General features: G+C 69.0%; 22 protein-coding genes and 1 pseudogene. 9 read left to right on the top strand and 14 right to left on the bottom strand.

The genetic code is table 11. The features are described 5' to 3' along the window. Positions 1-38 precede the first annotated feature (38 nt). Together ABGB08_RS01230 and ABGB08_RS01225 are read left to right on the top strand one after the other, a co-directional pair. Entirely contained in the window at positions 39-722 is a 684-nt protein-coding gene (locus ABGB08_RS01230; protein ID WP_347585076.1) for a DUF5667 domain-containing protein, read from the top strand. 168 nt (positions 723-890) lie between these two features. Further along, positions 891-1,700, top strand: coding sequence for an HAD-IB family hydrolase (locus ABGB08_RS01225; RefSeq protein ID WP_347585816.1), 810 nt, complete (start codon positions 891-893; stop codon positions 1,698-1,700). Here ABGB08_RS01225 and ABGB08_RS01220 read toward each other — a convergent pair. From ABGB08_RS01220 to ABGB08_RS01160, 13 genes are all read right to left on the bottom strand, one after another. Next, on the bottom strand, positions 1,697-2,497 hold the full coding sequence (locus tag ABGB08_RS01220) for a lysophospholipid acyltransferase family protein (protein ID WP_347585070.1): 801 nt from the start codon (positions 2,495-2,497) through the stop codon (positions 1,697-1,699). The genes ABGB08_RS01225 and ABGB08_RS01220 overlap by 4 nt on opposite strands. Further along, positions 2,494-3,519: an NAD-dependent epimerase/dehydratase family protein gene (locus ABGB08_RS01215; protein ID WP_347585068.1), complete on the bottom strand. Its 1,026-nt coding sequence runs from the start codon at positions 3,517-3,519 to the stop codon at positions 2,494-2,496. The genes ABGB08_RS01220 and ABGB08_RS01215 overlap by 4 nt, the downstream gene beginning before the upstream one ends. A gap of 66 nt (positions 3,520-3,585) precedes the next feature. After that, positions 3,586-3,684: an AURKAIP1/COX24 domain-containing protein gene (locus tag ABGB08_RS01210; protein WP_018654693.1), complete on the bottom strand. Its 99-nt coding sequence runs from the start codon at positions 3,682-3,684 to the stop codon at positions 3,586-3,588. Positions 3,685-3,839: 155 nt separating this feature from the next. After that, positions 3,840-4,043, bottom strand: a complete 204-nt coding sequence (locus tag ABGB08_RS01205) for a helix-turn-helix domain-containing protein (RefSeq protein WP_030456159.1) — start codon at positions 4,041-4,043, stop codon at positions 3,840-3,842. A gap of 302 nt (positions 4,044-4,345) precedes the next feature. Then, positions 4,346-5,128: a phosphatase gene (locus tag ABGB08_RS01200; protein WP_347585059.1), complete on the bottom strand. Its 783-nt coding sequence runs from the start codon at positions 5,126-5,128 to the stop codon at positions 4,346-4,348. Beyond that, positions 5,125-6,288, bottom strand: a complete 1,164-nt coding sequence (locus ABGB08_RS01195; protein ID WP_347585053.1) for an acetoin utilization protein AcuC — start codon at positions 6,286-6,288, stop codon at positions 5,125-5,127. The genes ABGB08_RS01200 and ABGB08_RS01195 overlap by 4 nt, the downstream gene beginning before the upstream one ends. A 22-nt stretch (positions 6,289-6,310) precedes the next feature. Next, on the bottom strand, positions 6,311-7,495 hold the full coding sequence (locus tag ABGB08_RS01190) for an ABC transporter permease (protein WP_347585047.1): 1,185 nt from the start codon (positions 7,493-7,495) through the stop codon (positions 6,311-6,313). Beyond that, a complete protein-coding gene (locus ABGB08_RS01185) occupies positions 7,492-8,181 on the bottom strand; it encodes an ABC transporter ATP-binding protein (RefSeq protein ID WP_347585040.1) in 690 nt (229 codons plus the stop codon). Before ABGB08_RS01185 ends, ABGB08_RS01190 begins: the two co-directional genes overlap by 4 nt. Continuing rightward, positions 8,178-9,536 carry an efflux RND transporter periplasmic adaptor subunit gene (locus tag ABGB08_RS01180; RefSeq protein WP_347585022.1) on the bottom strand — a complete coding sequence of 453 codons (1,359 nt, stop codon included), beginning with the start codon at positions 9,534-9,536 and terminating at the stop codon, positions 8,178-8,180. Before ABGB08_RS01180 ends, ABGB08_RS01185 begins: the two co-directional genes overlap by 4 nt. Positions 9,537-9,558: 22 nt before the next feature. After that, positions 9,559-10,767: an MFS transporter gene (locus ABGB08_RS01175; RefSeq protein WP_347585015.1), complete on the bottom strand. Its 1,209-nt coding sequence runs from the start codon at positions 10,765-10,767 to the stop codon at positions 9,559-9,561. Positions 10,768-10,844: 77 nt separating this feature from the next. Continuing rightward, positions 10,845-11,588, bottom strand: coding sequence for a pyrroline-5-carboxylate reductase (gene proC, locus ABGB08_RS01170; RefSeq protein WP_347584996.1), 744 nt, complete (start codon positions 11,586-11,588; stop codon positions 10,845-10,847). Between the two features lie 126 nt (positions 11,589-11,714). Further along, a complete protein-coding gene (locus ABGB08_RS01165; protein WP_347584976.1) occupies positions 11,715-12,449 on the bottom strand; it encodes an ABC transporter permease in 735 nt (244 codons plus the stop codon). Continuing rightward, positions 12,446-13,174 (bottom strand): ABC transporter ATP-binding protein, encoded by a 729-nt coding sequence (locus ABGB08_RS01160; protein WP_347584969.1) that lies wholly within the window; start codon positions 13,172-13,174, stop codon positions 12,446-12,448. Before ABGB08_RS01160 ends, ABGB08_RS01165 begins: the two co-directional genes overlap by 4 nt. Positions 13,175-13,314: 140 nt before the next feature. On the opposite strand from ABGB08_RS01160, the gene ABGB08_RS01155 reads away from it, so the two are divergent. Then, positions 13,315-13,680, top strand: coding sequence for a hypothetical protein (locus ABGB08_RS01155; RefSeq protein WP_347584962.1), 366 nt, complete (start codon positions 13,315-13,317; stop codon positions 13,678-13,680). Continuing rightward, a complete protein-coding gene (locus ABGB08_RS01150; RefSeq protein WP_347584955.1) occupies positions 13,677-14,063 on the top strand; it encodes a hypothetical protein in 387 nt (128 codons plus the stop codon). Before ABGB08_RS01155 ends, ABGB08_RS01150 begins: the two co-directional genes overlap by 4 nt. A 34-nt stretch (positions 14,064-14,097) precedes the next feature. Here ABGB08_RS01150 and ABGB08_RS01145 read toward each other — a convergent pair whose 3' ends face one another. Then, positions 14,098-14,619, bottom strand: a complete 522-nt coding sequence (locus ABGB08_RS01145) for a zinc ribbon domain-containing protein (protein WP_347584947.1) — start codon at positions 14,617-14,619, stop codon at positions 14,098-14,100. Between the two features lie 209 nt (positions 14,620-14,828). On the opposite strand from ABGB08_RS01145, the gene ABGB08_RS01140 reads away from it, so the two are divergent. From ABGB08_RS01140 to ABGB08_RS01120, 5 genes and pseudogenes are all read left to right on the top strand, one after another. Beyond that, positions 14,829-15,173: a hypothetical protein gene (locus ABGB08_RS01140; protein WP_347584940.1), complete on the top strand. Its 345-nt coding sequence runs from the start codon at positions 14,829-14,831 to the stop codon at positions 15,171-15,173. Between the two features lie 362 nt (positions 15,174-15,535). Further along, positions 15,536-17,416 carry a molecular chaperone DnaK gene (gene dnaK / locus ABGB08_RS01135; protein WP_155353844.1) on the top strand — a complete coding sequence of 627 codons (1,881 nt, stop codon included), beginning with the start codon at positions 15,536-15,538 and terminating at the stop codon, positions 17,414-17,416. Next, positions 17,413-18,066 carry a nucleotide exchange factor GrpE gene (grpE, locus tag ABGB08_RS01130; RefSeq protein ID WP_155353845.1) on the top strand — a complete coding sequence of 218 codons (654 nt, stop codon included), beginning with the start codon at positions 17,413-17,415 and terminating at the stop codon, positions 18,064-18,066. Before dnaK ends, grpE begins: the two co-directional genes overlap by 4 nt. Positions 18,067-18,146: 80 nt before the next feature. Next, entirely contained in the window at positions 18,147-19,316 is a 1,170-nt protein-coding gene (gene dnaJ / locus ABGB08_RS01125; protein ID WP_347584912.1) for a molecular chaperone DnaJ, read from the top strand. A 3-nt stretch (positions 19,317-19,319) separates the two neighbouring features. Next, positions 19,320-19,571, top strand: a pseudogene (locus tag ABGB08_RS01120) (helix-turn-helix transcriptional regulator); the annotation flags it as partial. Between the last annotated feature and the right edge of the window lie 116 nt (positions 19,572-19,687).

The raw sequence follows: 19,687 nt of genomic DNA, 5'->3' as shown, positions 1-19,687 counted from the left end.
TCCGGGTTTTCCGGGGCTGACGAAACGCGGGAGCGTTCATGGGGTGGTGGCGTCGGTGGCGCGCCGGTCGCTTCTCGGCCGACGTGGTGTCCCGCCTCGGCGACTTCGGCCACCGGCTGGGCAGCGGCCCGCGGGCCGAGTTCCGCGCCCGGCTGCGGGACGAGCTGCTCAGAACCCACCAGAGCGAGCGTGTACCGGCCGGGCAGCCACCGCACGACCGCCCGTCGATTCCGGCAGTGCCGGGCTGGATCCGGCTGCGGCCGTGGGCCGGGCTGAGCGCGATGATCGTGGCCACGGTGGTCACCGCCATGGTGACCTACTCGGCCGTCCCCGGCGACCTGCTCTACCCGCTCAAGCGAGCGGCCGAGTCGACCCTGCTGACGCTGACCACCAGCGACGCCGACCTGGCCGACCGGCAGATGACGGCGGCCAAGGCGCGGGCCGGGGAGGCGGCGGCGCTCTTACAGGCGGCCACCACGCCCAACCGCAAGGAGTTACTCAAAGAGACGCTGCAGGACATGGACACCACCACCCGGGCCGCCCTCAACCGGGTCAAGCCGCGCGCCAAAGCCGACGCCAGAGCCCAGGCGAAGGTACGGACGTTCGCGCGCGAGCAGCGCAATCGCGTCGAGGTCATGCTCCCCAAGCTGGACGAGGAGAACCGGGAGCGGGCCAACGAGTATCTGGTCTTCATCGACGGATACACGGTCGGCGGCTACTAACCCGCTGCGGCTGTCCAGATCACGACTTTCCCATCAATACCGAACCGTCATACGCCGCTAACAGTGCGTACCCGATCTCGTCCGTCTCGGCGGTTAAGCTGATGGGCTATGAAGCGGCTACTGAGACGGCAGGACCCGGCGGAGATCGCGGCCGAGGCGGCGGGCGCGATGGCACCCGCGGCGGCCCCGCCCGTCGAACCTGACCTCGCGGCTGCGGCGTTCTTCGACGTGGACAACACGATGATCCGTGGCGCGTCGATCTACCATTTCGCCCGGGGGCTGGCCTCCCGTGGCCTGTTCACCACCCGCGATCTGGTGCGTTTCGCGTTCGGGCAGGCGATGTTCCGGGTCAGGGGTGACGAGAACCCGGAGCACGTGGCCAAGGCCAAGGAGATGGCGCTCGCCTTCGTCGCGGGCCTCAAGGTGGAGGAAGTGGTCCGCCTCGGCGAGGAGATCTACGACGAGGTGATGGCCGACCGCATCTGGTCGGGCGCCCGCGCCCTCGCCCAGGCCCACCTGGACGCCGGCCAGCGCGTCTGGCTGGTCACCGCCACCCCCGTGGAGCTGGCCCAGGTGATCGCCCGCCGCCTCGGCCTCACCGGCGCCCTCGGCACGGTCGCCGAAACCGACTCCGGCGCCTACACCGGCCGCCTCGTCGGCGACCTCCTGCACGGCCCCGCCAAAGCCGACGCCGTCCGCGCCCTGGCCCGCCAGGAAGGCCTCGACCTGACCCGCTGCTCCGCCTACAGCGACTCCGCCAACGACCTCCCCATGCTCTCCATCGTCGGCCACCCCTACGCCATCAACCCCGACTCAGAACTCCGCGACCACGCCAAAGCCCAGGGCTGGGCCATCAAGGACTTCCGCACCGGCCGCAAAGCCACCATGATCGGCCTCCCCGTAGCCGCCGCCGCGGGCGCAGTGGCAGGCGGCGTCGCCGCCGGGATAGCCCTCCGCAAGCACTACAGAACCCACTAGAACACGGAACCACGGCGCACGCGTAGGGCGTCTAGTTGGTGTTGGAGGGTTTCGCGTACCTGGTCGGTGAGGTTGAAGACGGTCATGGGGTCGTCGGCGTCGCTGGGGGTGGTTTTGATGGGTTCGCCGAACTCGATCAGCCATTTGGAGGGGAGCGGGATCAGGCCGAAGGCTCCCAGCCAGGGGAAGAACGGGGTCATCGGCAGGTAGGGGAGGCCGAGCATGCGGGCGAGCAGGGTGAAGTCGCCGATCTTCGGGTAGATCTCCTCGGCGCCGACGATCGCGCAGGGGACGATGGGGACGCCGGCGCGCATGGCGGTGGACACGAAGCCGCCCCGGCCGAAGCGTTGCAGGCGGTAGCGGTGGGTGAAGGGTTTGCCGACGCCTTTGAAGCCTTCCGGGAAGACGCCGACGAGTTCGCCCTTGCGGAGCAGGCGGTCGGCGTCTTCGGGGCAGGCCAGGGTGTGGCCTGCCTTTCTGGACAAGTGGCTCAGGGTCGGCAGGCGGTAGACGAGGTCGGCGGCCAGGAGCCGTACGGCGCGGTGGGCTTCGTCGTGAAGGCAGACCTGGAGCATGAGCGCGTCCAGGGGAAGCGTGCCGGAGTGGTTGGCGACGATCAGCGCGCCGTCGGCGGGCACGTGGTCGAGGCCGGAGGTCTCCACCCGGAACCAGTGCCGGTAGAGCGGGCGGAGGAGCTCCAGCAGGACGGTGTCGGTGAGTTCGGGGTCGTAGCCGAACTCGTCCACCTCGTAGTCGCCCGAAACCCGCCGCCGGACGAACGCGAGCAGATCTTTCACCGGACCAGACCCGCGAGCGCGTCCACCACGGCAAGCGGCAGATTGCTGGTCAGTCCACGGGAGCGCAGGAAGTCGGCGTAGGCGGCGGCCGTGTCGTAGGCGAAGGTCCAGCCGAGCTCGGCGACCAGGCGGGAGGAGTCCACCGCCCGCCCGTGACTCATCAGCGCCACCTGCTCGGGCGAGTAGTCCACCTGGTCGAGCCCCCGGGCCAGCTCGCCGAGGAGCCGGAACGCGGGACCGGGCACCGGCAGCGTGGGCCGCCCCGCCCGCCGCACGCACTGTGACAGCAGCAGCACTCCGTCGCCGGCCGCGTTGAACGTGCCGGGATGATCCTCGGTGGCGGTCCTGCGCAACACCTCGACCGCGTCGTCCTCGTGGATGAACTGCAGCCGGGGATCGAAGCCGAGCACGGTCGGCAGCACCGGCTGGGTGAAGAACCGGGTCAGCGGCGAATCCACCCCCGGACCCATCAGGTTGGCGAACCGCAAGGTCGTCACGGCCACATCCGGACGCCGCCGGGCGAACCCGCGCACGAAGCCTTCCACCTCGACCGTGTCCTTGCCGTACCCGGACGTGGGCGGCTCGGCGGGCTCGCTGCTCTCGGTGAAGACCGCCGGATCCAGCGGCGAGGAGCCGTACACGACCGTGCTGGAACGCACCACGACCCGGCGCACCGTGTCCGACCGCTGGCAGGCGGCCAGCAGCTGCAGGGTGCCGATGACGTTGTGCTCTTTCATGGCCGACCGGCTCAGGGCCGGTCCGCTGAGCAGGCTCATGTGCACAACGGTGTCGATGTCGCACGCGGCGATCACCCGGGTGATATCCGGGCTGCGCAGATCGACGTGGACGAACTCCAGCGAATCACGGAGTTGGGCGCCGCCATCCCGCCCTTCACGCTCAGGCGACGTCGGCGGCACCGTATCGACTCCGATGACCCGGATGCCCGGGTCGGCTGCGAGCACGGCCGCCACGCGGGCGCCGATGTGTCGGCCGACCCCTGTGACCAGCACGGTGTGGGTCATTGCCGCCTCGCAGGATGGTGCACGGTCGCTCGCCCATATCTGACCACGGGCGAGCGGCTCCGTCGGTTACTTCTTGTTTCTGCGCTGGATGCGCGTCTTCTTCAGCAGCTTGCGGTGCTTCTTCTTCGCCATGCGCTTACGACGCTTCTTGATGACAGAGCCCACGGGACCCCCAGGAGTCGGTTGCCGAGCCGGTGCGCGCTCGCACACCGGCTCAACAGACTACCGGCGATCGACCGTCGATCGCTCCCCCGGGGGGATCCCATTGAGCCACTAATGAACCATTGCCTGGTGAGCGTTGGTTCCGCCGCTTGGTTACTTCATCCAGCCTCGATGAAAGCATCCCTCAGATAGTCGTGGACTGCCTGTTCGGGCACTCTGAAGGATCGGCCTACCCTGATGGCCGGCAACTCACCCGAGTGCACGAGCCGGTACACCGTCATCTTGGACACCCGCATGACCGTGGCCACTTCAGCCACCGTCAGGAACTTCACCTCGCTGAGAGGTCTTTCGCCTGCACCCATCGGACGCCTCTTCCGCACGTGTTTACGGGTTATCCCCACTGGTGCCATTGCTCACGCACGTGTACTGCCGTCAGCGTAAGTCGCGACCCCGAGAAGGCAAACCCCCCATTTCATCAGTCCTCGGGGGCTCGTGCCGCCGAAACCGGGAAAATCGCTGGCCAGCAGCCGGACCGTGCCCCTCGCCAAGATCTTGGAACGGACCAACTTCTCTCACATTAGAGTCGCCCAGGCCCACAAAAAAGTTGGCAACCGGTCGACACACTGGTGCAAAAGCGGGCGCGAAATACCCCAAAAGGGAGGTCCTAAAGCCCAGCGGTGATCCAAGCCAGCAGGTAGCGGGTCAACGGACCGTAATATCTGGGGAGCACATTGTCATCAAGCGGCACAGTCACCGCGATTTTCCCCTCTGCCTCCCCGACGAAGAGGCCGGGATCGTTACTGTCCGCGAAGGCCACCGTCTCAATTCCGGCCTCGCCGGCCGCCCCGGCCCAGCCGTGGTCGGCGATCACGAAGTCCGGCCGCTCCTCGGCCAGCATCGCCCGCATCGGGGCTGCGTCGTGGGTGTGCACCAGCGCGCCGCCGTCGTCGAGCAGGGCGACGTCCTCGATGTACCTGATCCGCCTGCGGCGGCCGTACGAGCCCGGCTGGTACGTCCAGCCCTCGGCCGGGGTGACCAGGGTGGCGCCGTGCGCGGCCAGAAACCGGGCCAGGGCCAGGTGGATGACCATGATGCCGGTGGGGTGCCCGGTGGCCAGGGTGAACCGGCTGCCCGGCCGGCTCAGGGCGGCCGCGATGGAGTCGCCCATGGCCTCGGTGGCGGCGACCGTGCGCTCGGGGTCAATGGTGTCCTGGCCGTAGCGATGTTCCGGGTCGGCGATCACCCCGGCCGACTTGGCCATCAGCGCCAGCACGTCCCGGTAGCTCCAGGTGCTCTCGAAGGTGAGCCCGAGCAGGTAGTGCGGGTCCCCGACGGCCAGCGAGCGGTAGTGGTCGAGATTGTTGTCCCGGGGGGTCGCCACGTCCCCGGCGACTTGGGTGCGGACGAGCTGTTCGATCAGTTCGTCGCGCGTGGGGGCTTTCGTCATGGCATCGGGTCCAGACCGTGGAGGGGGAAGACCGCGTTCCGGGTGGCCATGATGGCGCGGTCGATGGGGTCCGCCGGGTCGAAACCCTGAGCGATATCACGATATTCCGGATTTCGGCCGTCGGTCATCGTGAGCGGCGGGACCTCGCCGGTCCGCTGCCGCACGAACGCGCGCCACTCGTCCGGCGTCCGCGTCTCGGGGTCCACCGGCACTCCGGCGGCCTCGGCGATCAGATGGGTCCAGGCCCGGGGAACCACCTGGACCAGCTCGTAGCCGCCGCCCCCGGTCGCCACCCACCGCCCGCCGGCCGTCTCGTGCGCGAGCTTGTGCAGCTCCTGGTACGCCGTGCGCTGCCCGTCCAGGCTCAGCATCAGATTGGCCAGCGGATCCAGCGCATGGCTGTCGCACCCCTGCTGGCTCACCAGGATCTGCGCGTCGAACTCCCGCAGCAGCGGCGGCACCACGGCGTGAAAAGCCCGCAGCCACCCCTGATCACCGCAGCCCGCCGGAAGCGCCACATTCACCGCGGTGCCCGCGATTCCGGTCTCCTCCGGATATCCGGTGCCCGGAAAGAGCGTGCGCGGCGACTCGTGCAGGCTGATCGTCAGCACCCGGGGGTCGTCGTAGAACATCGCCTGCACCCCGTCGCCGTGGTGCACGTCCACATCCACGTACGCGACCTTCGACGCCCCCTGCTCCAGCAGCCACGCGATCGCGAGCCCCGGATCGTTGTAGACGCAGAATCCGCTCGCGCGCGCGGGCATCGCGTGATGCAGCCCGCCCGCCACGTTGATCGCGTGCTCGGTTTCCCCCAACCAGACGGCCCTGGTGGCGGCCAGCGTGGCCCCGGCGACGAGCGCGGAGGCCTCGTGCACGCCCACGAAGGCGGGATTGTCCGGCGTGCCGAGCCCGGCGTTCAGGTCGGGCCTGCCGGTCTTGGAGACCCGCTTGACCGCGTCGATGTAATGGCGCTCGTGCACCAGGCCGAGCTCGTCGTCCTCGGCGGGGGCGCATCCGACCAGCTCCACCGCGTCCAGCACGCCGAGCTCGCGGGCCAGCGCCATGGTGAGCTCGACCCGGACCGGCGCGAGTGGATGCTGTGGCCCGAAGTCGTACGACGTCAGCGCGTCATCCCAAACCACCCGCACCGCGTCGCTCATGCCATGAAATTACCGCATCACCTCATTCGGCCCGCAGCGCCACCACCGGATCGAGCTTGCCCGCCCGCCGCGCCGGGGCCACCCCGAAGAACACCCCGACCCCGACCGACACGCCGAACGCGAGCGAGATCGACCACCAAGTGATCGCGGCCGGAACCGGCGACACGGCTGCGATCAGCAGCGCCCCGCCGACCCCGAGCAGGATGCCGATCACCCCGCCGATGGTGGTCAGCAGCACGGCCTCGATCAGGAACTGGCCGAGGATGTCGCGCTGCCGCGCCCCCAGCGCCTTGCGCAGCCCGATCTCCTTGGTCCGCTCGCGCACGCTGACCAGCATGATGTTGGAGACGCCGACCCCGCCGACCAGCAGCGAGATGCCCGCGATGGCGGCCAGCACGCCGGTCAGCATGCCGAGCACGGTGCCGATGGTGCCCAGCAGCTGGGTCTGGGTGACGGCCGAGAACTTCTCGCCCGGGTAGCGCTGGACCAGCGCGTCCACCACCTTGCGCTGGAGCGGCTCGATCTCGTCGGGTCCGGACGCGCCGACCGCGATGCCGTTGATCCTGGCCACCCCGATCAGGCGCTGCGCGGTGGTGACCGGCACGTGCACCTCCTGGTCGCGGGCCACCCCGAAGGTCGCGCCGACCTTCTCGTAGACGCCGATGACCCGGAACCGCACGCCGGAGATGGTGGCCTGGCGGCCGACCGGATCGACGTCGCCGAACAGCCGGGCGGCCACCTCGGAGCCGAGGATCACCACCCGGCGGCGGGTGTCCACGTCGGTCTCGGTGAGGTATCTGCCGCGCCGCAACGGCCGGTCGAAGATGTTGGGCAGGAACTGGTCGGTGCCGAGCACGGTCACGAACGCCTCGTCCCGGCCGACCCTGATCGTCTCGCCGGACTGCACGGAGACGGTCACCCGGGACTCGTCGCCGACCACCCGGCGCACGTAGGCGACGTCGGTGAGGTCCAGGCGGCTCTGGGTGGGGGCGGCGGCGAAGTTCAGCTGGCCGGGCACGACCAGGATGATGTTGCTGCCGAGTCCGGCGATCTCCTGTTCGATCGCGTTCTTGGCGCCGGTGCCGATGGCGACCAGGACCACCACGGCGGCCACGCCGATGATCACGCCCAGCATGGTCAGCGAGCTGCGGAGCCGGTTGACGCGCAGGGCTTCCAGCGCCATCCGGAGCGCTTCCGCGGTTCTCACGACGATCCCGAGTCGAGCTCGATGACGCCATCCCTGACGTGGATCTGGCGGCGGGCCCGGCCCGCGACCTCGGGTTCGTGGGTGACCAGGATGACCGCCACGCCGCTGTCGGCGTTGAGGCGTTGCAGCAGGTTCATCACCTCGGCGCCGTTGCGGGAGTCCAGGTTGCCGGTCGGCTCGTCGGCGAGCACCACCTTCGGGTCGCCGACCAGGGCGCGGGCGATGGCGACCCGTTGCTGCTCGCCGCCGGACATCTGGGCGGGGCGGTGGGCGAGCCGGTGCGACAGGCCGACGGCTTCCAGGGCGGCTCTGGCCCGGGTCCGGCGTTCGGCGCGGGGGACACCGCGGTAGACGAGCGGGAGGGCCACGTTGTCCAGGGCCGAGGTTCTGGCCAGCAGGTGGAAGGACTGGAAGACGAAGCCGATGGTCTGGTTGCGTAACTCGGCCAGTTCGGTGTCGGTCAGCGTGGCGACGTCGACGCCGCCCACCCGGAGGGTGCCGGAGGTGGGGCGGTCCAGGCAGCCGAGCAGGTGCATGAGGGTGGATTTGCCGGAACCAGAGGGCCCAATGATCGCGGCGAACTCACCGGGGCCGACGGTCAGGTCGACGCCTCTGAGCGCCTCCACCGAGACGCCTTCCAGCTGGTAGGAGCGGGTCAGGGCGACCGCCTCGAAGGCCGGGGTCACCCGAGCTCCTGTCCTTCGCGTACGGTGTCGGCGCCCTTGACCACAATCCGGTCGCCGACCTGGAGGCCGGTGAGGATCTCCACCATGGTGTCGCCCTGGGCGCCCAGTTTGACGGTTCTGCGCTGGGCTTTGCCGTCGCGTACCAGCCAGACCGTGCTCTCCCGGCCGCTGGAGACGATCGCGGAGGCGGGCACGGCGACCGTGTCGGGGGAGTCGCGGACGGTGAGGCGGATGACGGCGCTCATGCCGGGTTTGGGGGCGGGGGCTTCGCTGCCGTCGTCGTACAGGCCGTCGCCGAGGGAGAGGCGGACCGGGTAGCTGACGCCGCCGGTGGCGCCCTCCTTCGGGGTGACGCCGACGCCGGTGACGCGGGCGGCGTAGGTGGCGCCGGGGACGGCGTCGAACTCGACGGTGGCCTCGGTGCCGTCCGTGACGAGCAGGACGTCGGTTTCGTCCACGTCGGCGGCGAGGCTGAGTTTGGAAATATCGGTGATTGTCACGATCGCGTCGCCGGCGGCGACGGGGACGCCGGTGGCGATCACGCCCGCCGATCGGCCGGTGGAACCGCTGGAGGGCAGGGCCATGCCCGCAGGAAGCAGCGCGCTGAGGTCAGGCTGAGCGCCGCCGGAACCGGCTCCGCCAAGGGTGACCACGCCGCCGAAGGGGGCTTTGATGGTCAGCGCGTCCACGGTGGATTTGGCCGTTTTCACCGCCGCCTTGGTCTGGGTTCTGGACGCGGCCTGCAGCGAGCTCATCGACTCGGTCAGGCCGCCGAGGCCCGCGCCGAGCTGGCCGGTCACCTGGGAGAGCGACCGGTTGACCGAGGTGTTGAGGCCGTCCACGAGCTCGCCGAGGGCGTCGTGCTGGGCTTCCGCGGCGTCCAGGGCGCTGAGCAGCTGCTCCCGGATCACGGGGTCCTCGATCTTCTTGGCGGAGGTACGGGCCTTCGCGAAGGTGCGCCGTACCTTCGCGTCGAGCTTGCCGGAGAGCTCCAGCTTCGGCAGCTGGATCGCCGGAGCAGGTCCGCCGGAGGAGACGCTCTTGGCCGCCTGGGCATCGGCCTTGCGGGCCTGGTCCAGCTGGTCGCGGGCCTGCTTGGAGGTGATCTTGGCCAGGATCTGGCCCTTCTTCACCGTGTCGCCGTCACTCACGTAGAGCTTGCCGACCGTTCCGGCGGCCGGCGAGGTGAGAGTGGCGGTCGCCCGCGCGCCGACGATTCCCGGGGCCTCCACGACCTCGCTCACCGACGCCCTGGTCACCTGCGCGATCTGGACGTTCGGGGGCTCGTCGCCGGTGCAACCGGTGAGCAGGAAGGTCAGGATGAGAAGCGGGGGGATGCCGCGACGAATCGTCACTCGACCCATCGTAATGTGATGCTTACTCGGCCTTTGTGACAGCTCTCAGGTTTCGTACGGCAGGGGTCGCGAGCAGCACGACAATGCCCAGCAACCCCGTCACGCAGCCGACCAGCAGCACGTTGTCGGCACCCACCCGCGCCCCCACCACCGGTGCCAGCGCCTGCCCGATCGGAATGCTCAGCACCGAACCCGCCACCTCGTAGGCGGTGATCCGGTTGAGCACCTCCCCCGGCACCTGCGTCTGCACGCTGGTCGCCCACATCACCGACCAGAACGCCCAGGCCGCCCCAGCCAGGATCATCGCCGACACGATGTACGGCAACGGCAGCCGCAACGCGATGACCAGCGGCATCGCCATGAACGCGATCATCCCGACAGCGCCGGAGAACAGCGGCCTGGACGGGCGGTACCGCATGGCGATCAGGCCGCCGAGGATGCTGCCGACGCCTTCCCCGGTGACCCCGATCACGAACGCGCTCTCGCCGAGGCTCTTGGTGACCAGTTCGGCGCCCAGGGGCCAGCTCGGGCCGAACAGCGTGATGCCGTACACCGACCAGACCAGGATCACCGACCACATCCAGGTGCGGGAGCGGAACTCCCGCCAGCCCGCACGCAGGTCCTTGATCAGTTTGCTGCCGGTGACGGGCGCCAGGCGCACGCGCAGGGCGAGCAGGCAGGCCGCGCTGATCGCGAAGGTGCCCGCGTTCACCGCGTAGACGACCCCGGCGCCGCCGAGCAGCACGATCGCGCCCGCCAGGCCGGGGCCGACCAGGCGGGCGATGGCGTCGGCCACCCGCAGGATCGCGTTGGCCCGCTGCGGGTCGTCGGCGATCTGCGGGATCATGCTGTTCACGCCGGGCTGGAACAAGGCGGCGCCGAGGCCGCTGAGCGCGGACATGACGATCAGCAGCCACAGCGCGGGGCGTCCGGCGAAGAAGGCGAACGCGATGACGAGGTGGGTGACGACCCGCAGCAGGTCGGCACCGATCATCATCTTCCTGGCGGTGAACCAGTCGGCGAACACGCCACCGAACAGGACGAGCCCCCCGAAAGCGGCCATCCACGCGGCGAGCACGATGCCCACGCCGACCGGGCCGTAGAGCCGTAAAACGCCGAGTGTCACGGCGATGGGCAACATCGCGTCGCCCATGAGCGCGACCGACCGCGCCACGAAATAGAGAGAAAAATCCCGCGACCACAGCGCACGACGCGCTACGACGACCGTCACCCCGACCCGCCCCGAATACCCGAAATACAGGAAAGGTTCTTTATGATTCCCTACGTCGGGGCAGGTTGGCTAGCTGATTATCCGGAGGCGAGCTGGCGGCTGCGGTCCCTGGCCGCCTCGATGGCGTCCAGGAACGCGGCCCGCACCCGGTGCCGCTCCAGCTCGGCGATCGCCGAAATCGTCGTGCCACCCGGGGACGTGACGGCCTCGCGCAGGATCACCGGATGCTCCCCGGAATCCCTGAGCATGATCGCCGCACCTACGATCGACTGGGTCACCATGTCGAGCGCGGCCGCCCGCGGCATGCCGAGCAGGATGCCCGCGTCCACCATCGCCTCGACCAGATAGAAGAAGTACGCCGGCCCGCTGCCGGACAGCGCGGTCGCCGCGTCCTGCTGGGACTCCGGGATGCGCAGCACCTTGCCCACCGGGCTCAGCAGCGCCTCGGTCTGCTTCATGTGCTCCTCGGCCGCGTGCGCGCCCGCCGAGATCACGCTCATCGCCTCGTCCACCAGCACCGGCGTGTTGGACATCACCCGCACCACCGGGACGGACGCGCCCAGGCGGGACTCCACGAACGCGGTGGTGATGCCCGCCGCCACCGAGATGACCAGCCGGTCGGCGGGCACGTAGGGGGCGATCTCGGCGAGCAGGGTGGCCATGTCCTGGGGTTTGACCGCCAGGATCAGGGTGTCGGCGGTCTTGGCGGCCTCGGCGTTGCCGACCACGCGCACGCCGTACCGCTCCTGCAGGGCCTCGGCGCGGACGAGACCGGACAGCAGGGCCTCGCCCATCTTTCCGGTTCCGAGAATCGCGATCATGCCGTACACCTCGTTGTTATTAATTAGAAAGTCGTGATCTGGACGGCCGCGGCGGTGAGTCGCCTGGTCGGCGGCTATGCGGCTGTCTATGGGACGGGTTTCTGGTTAATGCGGGACGGCGGCAGTTTACGGCGTCCTGCGGCGCAGGGTGGCCGCGCCCAGGCCGAGCGCGAGCAGGATCGACCCGACGACCACGATCACGTCGCGCCAGAAGTCGCCGTTCAGGTCCGCGCCCATGACCGCCAGTTTCATAGCCTCGATCGCGTACGACATGGGCAGCACGTTGGAGATCCACTCCAGCACGGTGGCCATCTGGTCGCGCGGGACCAGGATGCCGCCGAGCAGGATCTGCGGGATCATGACCACCGGCATGAACTGCACGGCCTGGAACTCGGTCCGGGCGAACGCGCTGCACAGCAGGCCGAGCGCGGTGCCCAGCAGCGCGTTGAGCAGCGCCACCAGGATCAGCGGCCAGAGCGCCCCGGCCAGCTCCATGCCCAGCCAGGTGAGCGAGACCGACAGCGCCAGCGCCACCTGCAGGCAGGCCATGACACCGAACGCCAGGCCGTAGCCGAGCAGCAGGTCGAGCTGCTTGAGCGGGGAGGCCATCAACCGTTCCAGCGTGCCCGACGTGCGCTCCCGGAGCGTGCTGATGGAGGTGACCAGGAACATCACCAGGAAGGGGAACACGCACAGCAGCACGGGCGCCCAGGCGGTGAACGACCGCTCGTCGTCCATCACGTAGTAGAGCAGCACCATGACCAGTGTCGGCACCAGCACCATCAGCGCCACCGTGCGGCGGTCGTTGCGGAGCTGGCTCATGATCCGGCGGGCGGTGGCCAGGGTGATCGTCGCGTTCATGCCGCCAGCCTCTCCTCGATCAGGCGCAGGAACGCCTCTTCCAGATCCGTCGTCCTGGTCCGGCTGCGCAGCGCCTCCGGGCTGTCGTCGGCGAGGATCTCCCCGTCGCGCATGACGAGCAGCCGCTGGCAGCGGGCCGCCTCGTCCATCACATGGCTGGACACGACCAGGGTGACGCCCCGGTCGGCCAGGCCCTGGAACAGCGTCCACAGCTCCTTGCGGAGCACCGGGTCGAGGCCGACGGTCGGCTCGTCCAGGAGCAGCAGGTCCGGGCTGCCGAGCAGGGAGACCGCCAGGCTGGCCCGGCTGAGCTGCCCGCCGGACAGCGTGCCGCCGAGCTGGCGGCGCTGTTCGGTGAGACCGACCTCCGCCAGCACCCGATCCACGTCGTTCCTGGGCGCGCCGAGCACGGCGGCGAAGTAGCGCAGGTTCTCCTGCACCGACAGGTCCCGATATATGGCGGGATTCTGGGTGGAGTAGCCGATCGTGCGGCGCAGGTTCGGGCTTCCGGCGGGCGCGCCGAGCACGGTGACCTCGCCCCCGGCGACGACCTGCACGCCGACGATCGACCGGATCAGCGTCGTCTTGCCGCAACCGCTCGGGCCGAGCAGGCCGGTTACCTGGCCTCGCGGCACCTCGAACGAAACCCCGTGCAGCACCTCGTGGCCGCCTCGGGTGACCCGCAGATCTCGTACGGAGATCGCAGGCTGAGCTAAATTCATCATGCGGTGAATTTAACCCTGGGCCATACCAGAGTCAATGGTTTGATGAACCCGCGCCGGGACTCGGCCGTCATAGGGACATGAGACGGATCTGGCTGATCGCGCTCCTGCTTACAGCGGTCGCGTGTGGAGAGGGGACCTCTGTGACCACTGGCCAACCGGTCAACCCGGAACAGCCGGTCAGCACGCCGGCGAGTTCTGGCGTCCCGAACACCGGCCCTTCCATGGCCGTCGCCGTGGGGAACACCATCAACCCCCGCAAGATCCCGTGGACCGAGGTCAAGCCCGTGGCCGACGGCCTGGAGATCTTCTGGATGTCGGGCGTGGAACCCTGCAACAGCCTTGACCGCGTGGACGTGACGTATTCCGCCACCGAGGTGACCGTCACGCTCTGGGAAGGCACCACCGACAAGGACGCGATCTGCATCGAGATCGCCATCGAGAAGAAGACGATCGTCAAGCTCTCCGAACCGGTCGGCGACCGGAAGATCGTGGACGGTGCGAAATGACCATCCGACGGGTAGCCGTGGCCCTCGCGGCGGCGCTCACGCTGAGCGTGGGCGCGGGGGCTCTCCCGGCCCAGGCCATGGTGGCCGACCCCATCGTGAAACCGCAGCGGGGGACGATCAACCCGCACAAGGTCAAGTGGACGTCGGCGAAGCCGTACAAGAAGGGCAAGTACCTCAAGGTGACCTGGTGGTCCGGGCCGCAGGAGTGCTACGCGCTGGACCACGTCAAGGTCAAGGAGACGCGCAAGAAGGTCACCGTCACCCTGTATGAGGGCTCGGTGAAGGACAACGGCTTCTGCATCGCGATCGCGGTCAAGAAGACCACACTGGTCAAGCTCAAGGCTCCGCTGGGCAAGCGCAAGGTGGTCGACGGCGCCAATTGACTGCTCCCCCTCGTGGACGAGGGGGAGCACTGGCTCACGCTGCCCGGTCGCCCTGCGGACGGCCGGGTCTTACACGATCAACACCAGCCGGGGCCAGACCAGCCCGGACAAGCATCACACGGGCGGAGTTCTTGTCCCTGGAGGAGACGGCTCCGCACGCGGTACAGGTGTATTTGCGTTCCGACAGCGGCAGTGCGTGCTTGGTTCTCGCCCCGCAGTGTCCGCAGTCCATGGTGGTGTGCGCGGGGTGGACCAGATGCACCGTGCGCCCGTGCTTGCGCGCCATCTCCACCAGCGCGGTCTTGGTGGCTCCGATCGCCGCGTCGGGCAGCCACTGGTGCTCGGCACGCCGACCGGTCAGCATCTTGTCGAGCCGGGCCGGACCGCACTCCTGCTTCGCCTTGTGCGCGGCACGGGATTCGGCGACGCACTGGTTCCACACCCAGCGGCACCGGTCCCACTCGCCGAGCAGCTTGGAGAGCGCGGTGGACGACACGCGGAGCCGGTAGCCGTACCGGGCGCGCCCGGCCTCGTCACCGTCCTTTGATGTCGCCATGATGTCACTATAGCATCATGATTCGTTTCGCTCTGCGACTTCCTGACGACATTCACCAACGCCTTGTCGCGAAAGCGGCTAAGGACCGGCGGTCCATCAACGCCGAGATCCTTTACCTGTTGGAGGTCGCTCTCGCCGCTGTCGGAGCAGACGACGAATCGCCTTGACGACGAATCGCCTTTCCCTGCTCCTCTACGCTGGGGACCGGATTGCTCCCCAGCCTGGGGGCCGGAGCGTCCTCCGGTTACTGGTTACGCGCCGCGCTGGTCACCGCCGCGATGGCCTGCGCCAAGACCACCGGCACGTTCCTGGGGGACGCTACCGGCGGATCCGCCGCAGGCGCGGCAAGAAGGATGATCGCCATCGGTCGGGCCATCCTGGAGATCGCCTACCGACTCATAGCCGATCCCACGCTGCGTTTCCATGATCTGGGCGCCGACCGCTACGACACACTCAGCCCCGAAAGCCAGACCCGCAACAAGATCCGCGACCTGGAACGGCTCAGCCCCGGCAGGAAGGTCACCCTGGTCCCGATCCATACCGCCCCGGCCTGAGGCGTGGCTTGAAGGGTGGATCCTCCCACCTCAACCGCTGAACCTGCAGAGGTGACTCGACCACCACCTTCTCGCATCACCGCTCGGCTCCACCACACCCACCGGGTGCCAGGGTTACCCTCGCGCGCCTACCCAACGGCCTCTGTTTCCGACCGGACGCAGGCGCGGCCGTGTCCATGGCCGCGTCTGCGGCACGGCGGCTTGGCCGCCGTCGGCATGTGGGGGTTTGAGAACTTTTCGCGCGGCTCAAGGGTTGAGCGTATTAGACTCAAGCTGTTTGACAGCCCCGCGCTTGACAAGGGCGGGAAGCCCATCCCAATATTGAGTCTGTCTGACTCAACTTTGACTACAAGGACGTACTCATGGCACGTGCGGTAGGTATCGACCTGGGGACGACCAACTCCGTCGTCTCGATCCTTGAGGGCGGTGAGCCCACCGTCATCGCGAACGCCCAAGGCTCGCGGACCACGCCGTCCGTGGTGGCCTTCGCCAAGAACGGTGAAGTGCTGGTCGGCGAGGTGGCCAAACGCCAGGCCGTGACCAACGTCGACCGGACCATCCGGTCGGTCAAGCGCGAGATCGGCACCAACTGGTCGGTCGAGATCGACGGCAAGAAGTTCACACCCCAGCAGATCAGCGCCTTCGTGCTGCAGAAGCTCAAGCAGGACGCGGAGGCCTACCTGGGCGAGAAGATCACCGACGCGGTGATCACCGTCCCGGCCTACTTCAACGACGCGCAGCGCCAGGCCACCAAGGAAGCCGGCACCATCGCGGGCCTCAACGTCCTGCGCATCATCAACGAGCCTACCTCGGCCGCTTTGGCCTACGGGCTCGACAAGGACCAGGACCAGACCATCCTCGTCTTCGACCTCGGCGGCGGCACCTTCGACGTGTCCCTGCTGGACGTCGGCTCCGAGGACGGGCACGGCTTCGTCGAGGTCAAGGCCACCTCGGGTGACAACCACCTGGGCGGCGACGACTGGGACCAGCGGGTCGTGGACGAGCTGGTGACCCGGTTCAAGAACGCACACGGCGTGGACCTGTCCAAGGACAAGATGGCCACCCAGCGGCTCCGCGAGGCGGCCGAGAAGGCCAAGATCGAGCTCTCCTCGCAGACCGAGACCTCGATCAACCTGCCCTACATCACCGCCTCGGCCGAGGGTCCGCTGCACCTTGAGGAGAAGCTGACCCGCGCCGAGTTCCAGCGCATCACCGCCGACCTGCTCGAGCGCTGCAAGGGCCCGTTCCACCAGGTCATCAAGGACGCGGGCATCAAGGTCGCCGACATCGCCCACGTGGTGCTGGTGGGCGGTTCCACCCGGATGCCGGCCGTCAGCGACCTGGTCAAGGAGCTGACCGGCGGCAAGGAGCCCAACAAGGGCGTCAACCCGGACGAGGTCGTCGCGATCGGCGCCGCGCTCCAGGCCGGCGTGCTCAAGGGCGAGGTCAAGGACGTCCTGCTGCTGGACGTGACCCCGCTGTCGCTGGGCATCGAGACCAAGGGCGGCATCTTCACCAAGATCATCGAGCGGAACACCACGATCCCGACCAAGCGCTCGGAGGTGTTCACCACCGCCGAGGACAACCAGCCGTCCGTGCAGATCCAGGTCTACCAGGGCGAGCGCGAGATCGCGGCGTACAACAAGAAGCTGGCCACCTTCGAGCTGACCGGCATCGCCCCGGCACCGCGCGGCATCCCGCAGATCGAGGTCACCTTCGACATCGACGCCAACGGCATCGTCAACGTCGGTGCCAAGGACCTGGGCACCGGCAAGGAGCAGACGATGACCATCACCGGCGGCTCCGCGCTGGCCAAGGACGACATCGACCGCATGATGCGGGAGGCGGAGTCCTACGCCGAGGAGGACAAGAACCGCCGGGAGGAGGCCGAGGTCCGCAACAACGCCGACTCGCTGGCCTACCAGACCGACAAGTTCCTCCGGGAGAACGACGACAAGGTCCCGGCCGACATCAAGACCGAGGTCAACGACGCGCTGGCCGAGCTGAAGAAGACCCTGGAGGGCACCGACACGCCTGCCATCCGGGCCGCCGCGGAGAAGCTGGCCACGGTCAGCCAGAAGATGGGCTCGGCGATCTACGCCCAGTCCGCCGCCGCGTCCGGCGCCGAGGGCGGCAACCCGGGGGGCAACCCCGGCGGTGAGCAGCAGGCCAAGGCCGACGAGGATGTCGTGGACGCCGAGATCGTCGACGACGAACCGAAGCGGGAGGGCGGCGCCAAGTGACACCGCGCGAGAACGGTTCCGAGCAGGAGCCGGTGATCCGCGACAACCGCAAGATCGACCCGGAGACCCTGGAGGCGCGGGAGACCGCGCCCGAGGAGACCTCCCCCGCCGACACCGCCGCGCTTGGCGGAGTGGCCGCGGAGATGCTCGCGGAACGCACGGCCGACCTGCAGCGGCTGCAGGCCGAATACGCCAACTATCGCAAGCGCGTCGAGCGGGACAGGACCGTCGTCCGGGAGCACGCGGTGGCCAGCGCGCTGACCGAGCTGCTGCCGGTGCTCGACGACATCGGCCGGGCCCGCGACCACGGCGAGCTCACCGGCGGTTTCGCCAAGGTGAGCGAGTCGCTGGAGGCCGCCGTCGGCAAGCTGGGCCTGACCACCTTCGGTGTGAAGGGCGACCCGTTCGACCCGACCGTGCACGAGGCGCTGATCCACAGCTACTCCCCCGAGGTGACCGAGCCGACCTGCGTGGAGATCCTCCAGCCCGGATACCGGATCGGCGAGCGGATCCTGCGCCCCGCGCGGGTGGCCGTGGCCGAGCCGGAGGAGGGCGGCGAGGTCACCACCCCGCCGGCCGCCGCGGACGTGCCGGCGGACGAGGTCGTCACCGGTGGAGACCTGCTCGACGACGAGCCGGAAAAAGACTGACAATCCCCCGGGAGCCCCCTCCCGCACGCCGGGAGGGGACCCGATCACATATGCGGCAGCACAACCGGAGGAAGCGGTAGATGAGCACCAAGGACTACCTGGAGAAGGACTACTACGCCGTCCTTGGTGTGCCCAAGACCGCGACCCCCGACGACATCAAGAAGGCCTACCGCAAGCTCGCCCGGCAGTATCACCCGGACGCGAACAAGGGCAACACCGAGACCGAGGAGAAGTTCAAGGAGGTCTCCGAGGCCTACGACGTGCTGTCGGACACCAAACGCCGCAAGGAGTATGACGAGGCCCGCACGCTGTTCGGCTCCGGCCTGGGCGGCTTCGCCCGCAACCAGGGCGGCGGCCGGGGCGGCTTCGACTTCGGCGACCTGTTCGGGGGCAGCGGCCAGCAGGGCGCGGGCGACCGCATCGGCGACCTGTTCGGCGGCATCTTCAACCGGGGCGGCAGCCAGCGCCCCAGCTCGGCCGGCCGGGCCAGGCGCGGCCAGGACATCGAGTCCGAGGTGACGCTGTCGTTCGCCGAGGCGGTGGACGGCGCGACCGTCTCGCTCCGGCTGACCAGCTCCTCGGCCTGCGCGGCCTGCGCGGGCACGGGGGCCAAGGCGGGCACCACGCCGCGGGTCTGCCCGACCTGCGAGGGCACCGGGGCGGCCAGCCGCAACCTGGGCAACTTCGCCTTCTCCGAGCCGTGCCGCGACTGCCGCGGCCGGGGCCTGCTGGTGGACGACCCGTGCCCGGTCTGCGACGGCAGCGGGCGGGGCAAGAGCACCAGGAACATCCAGGCCCGGGTGCCCGCCGGGGTGAGCGACGGCCAGCGGATCAAGCTCAAGGCCAAGGGCGCGCCCGGCGAGAACGGCGGCCCCGCCGGAGACCTCTACGTGGTGGTGCACGTGCAGCCGCACCCGGTGTTCGGCCGCAGCGGCGAGAACCTGACCGTGTCGGTTCCGGTGACGTTCCCGGAGGCCGCGCTGGGTGCCGAGATCAAGGTCCCGACGCTGCGCGGCATGCCGGTCACGCTCCGCATCCCGGAGAGCACGCCGAACGGCCGCACCTTCCGGGTCCGCGGCCGCGGCGCGGCCCGCAAGGACGGCACCAAGGGCGACCTGCTCGTCTCCGTCCAGGTGACCGTGCCGGAGCACCTGAACGACAAGGCCAGGGCGGCGCTGGAGGAGTTCCGCGACGCGACCGAGGGTGTGGACCTACGCGAGGAACTGATCAAGCAGGCCAGAAGCGAGTAGCCGATGGACGCCAATTTCTTCGACCTGTCCGATGAAACGCCCGTCTACGTGATCTCGGTGGCGGCCCAGCTGTCGGGTCTGCACCCGCAGACGCTCCGGCAGTATGACCGCCTCGGGCTGGTCAGCCCCGGCCGCACGGCCGGGCGTGGCCGCCTCTACTCGACCCGGGACATCATCCTGCTGCGCGAGGTGCAGCGCCTCTCCCAGGAGGAGGGCATCAACCTCGCCGGGATCAAGCGGATCCTGGAGCTCGAAACCGAGAACCTGCGCCAGCGGGACGAGCTGTCCCGGCTGCGCAGCGAGCTCACGATGATCAGGGCGCTGATCCGCTACCAGCTTCCCCCCGCCTAACTCTCTCTTTTCTTGTACTG

The sequence above is a fragment of the Acrocarpospora sp. B8E8 genome (genome assembly GCF_039871605.1).
Classification (GTDB): Bacteria; Actinomycetota; Actinomycetes; order Streptosporangiales; family Streptosporangiaceae; genus Acrocarpospora; species Acrocarpospora macrocephala.
The sequence above is the reverse complement of the archived record's forward strand: the minus strand, read 5'-3'. Positions and strand labels throughout refer to the sequence as shown.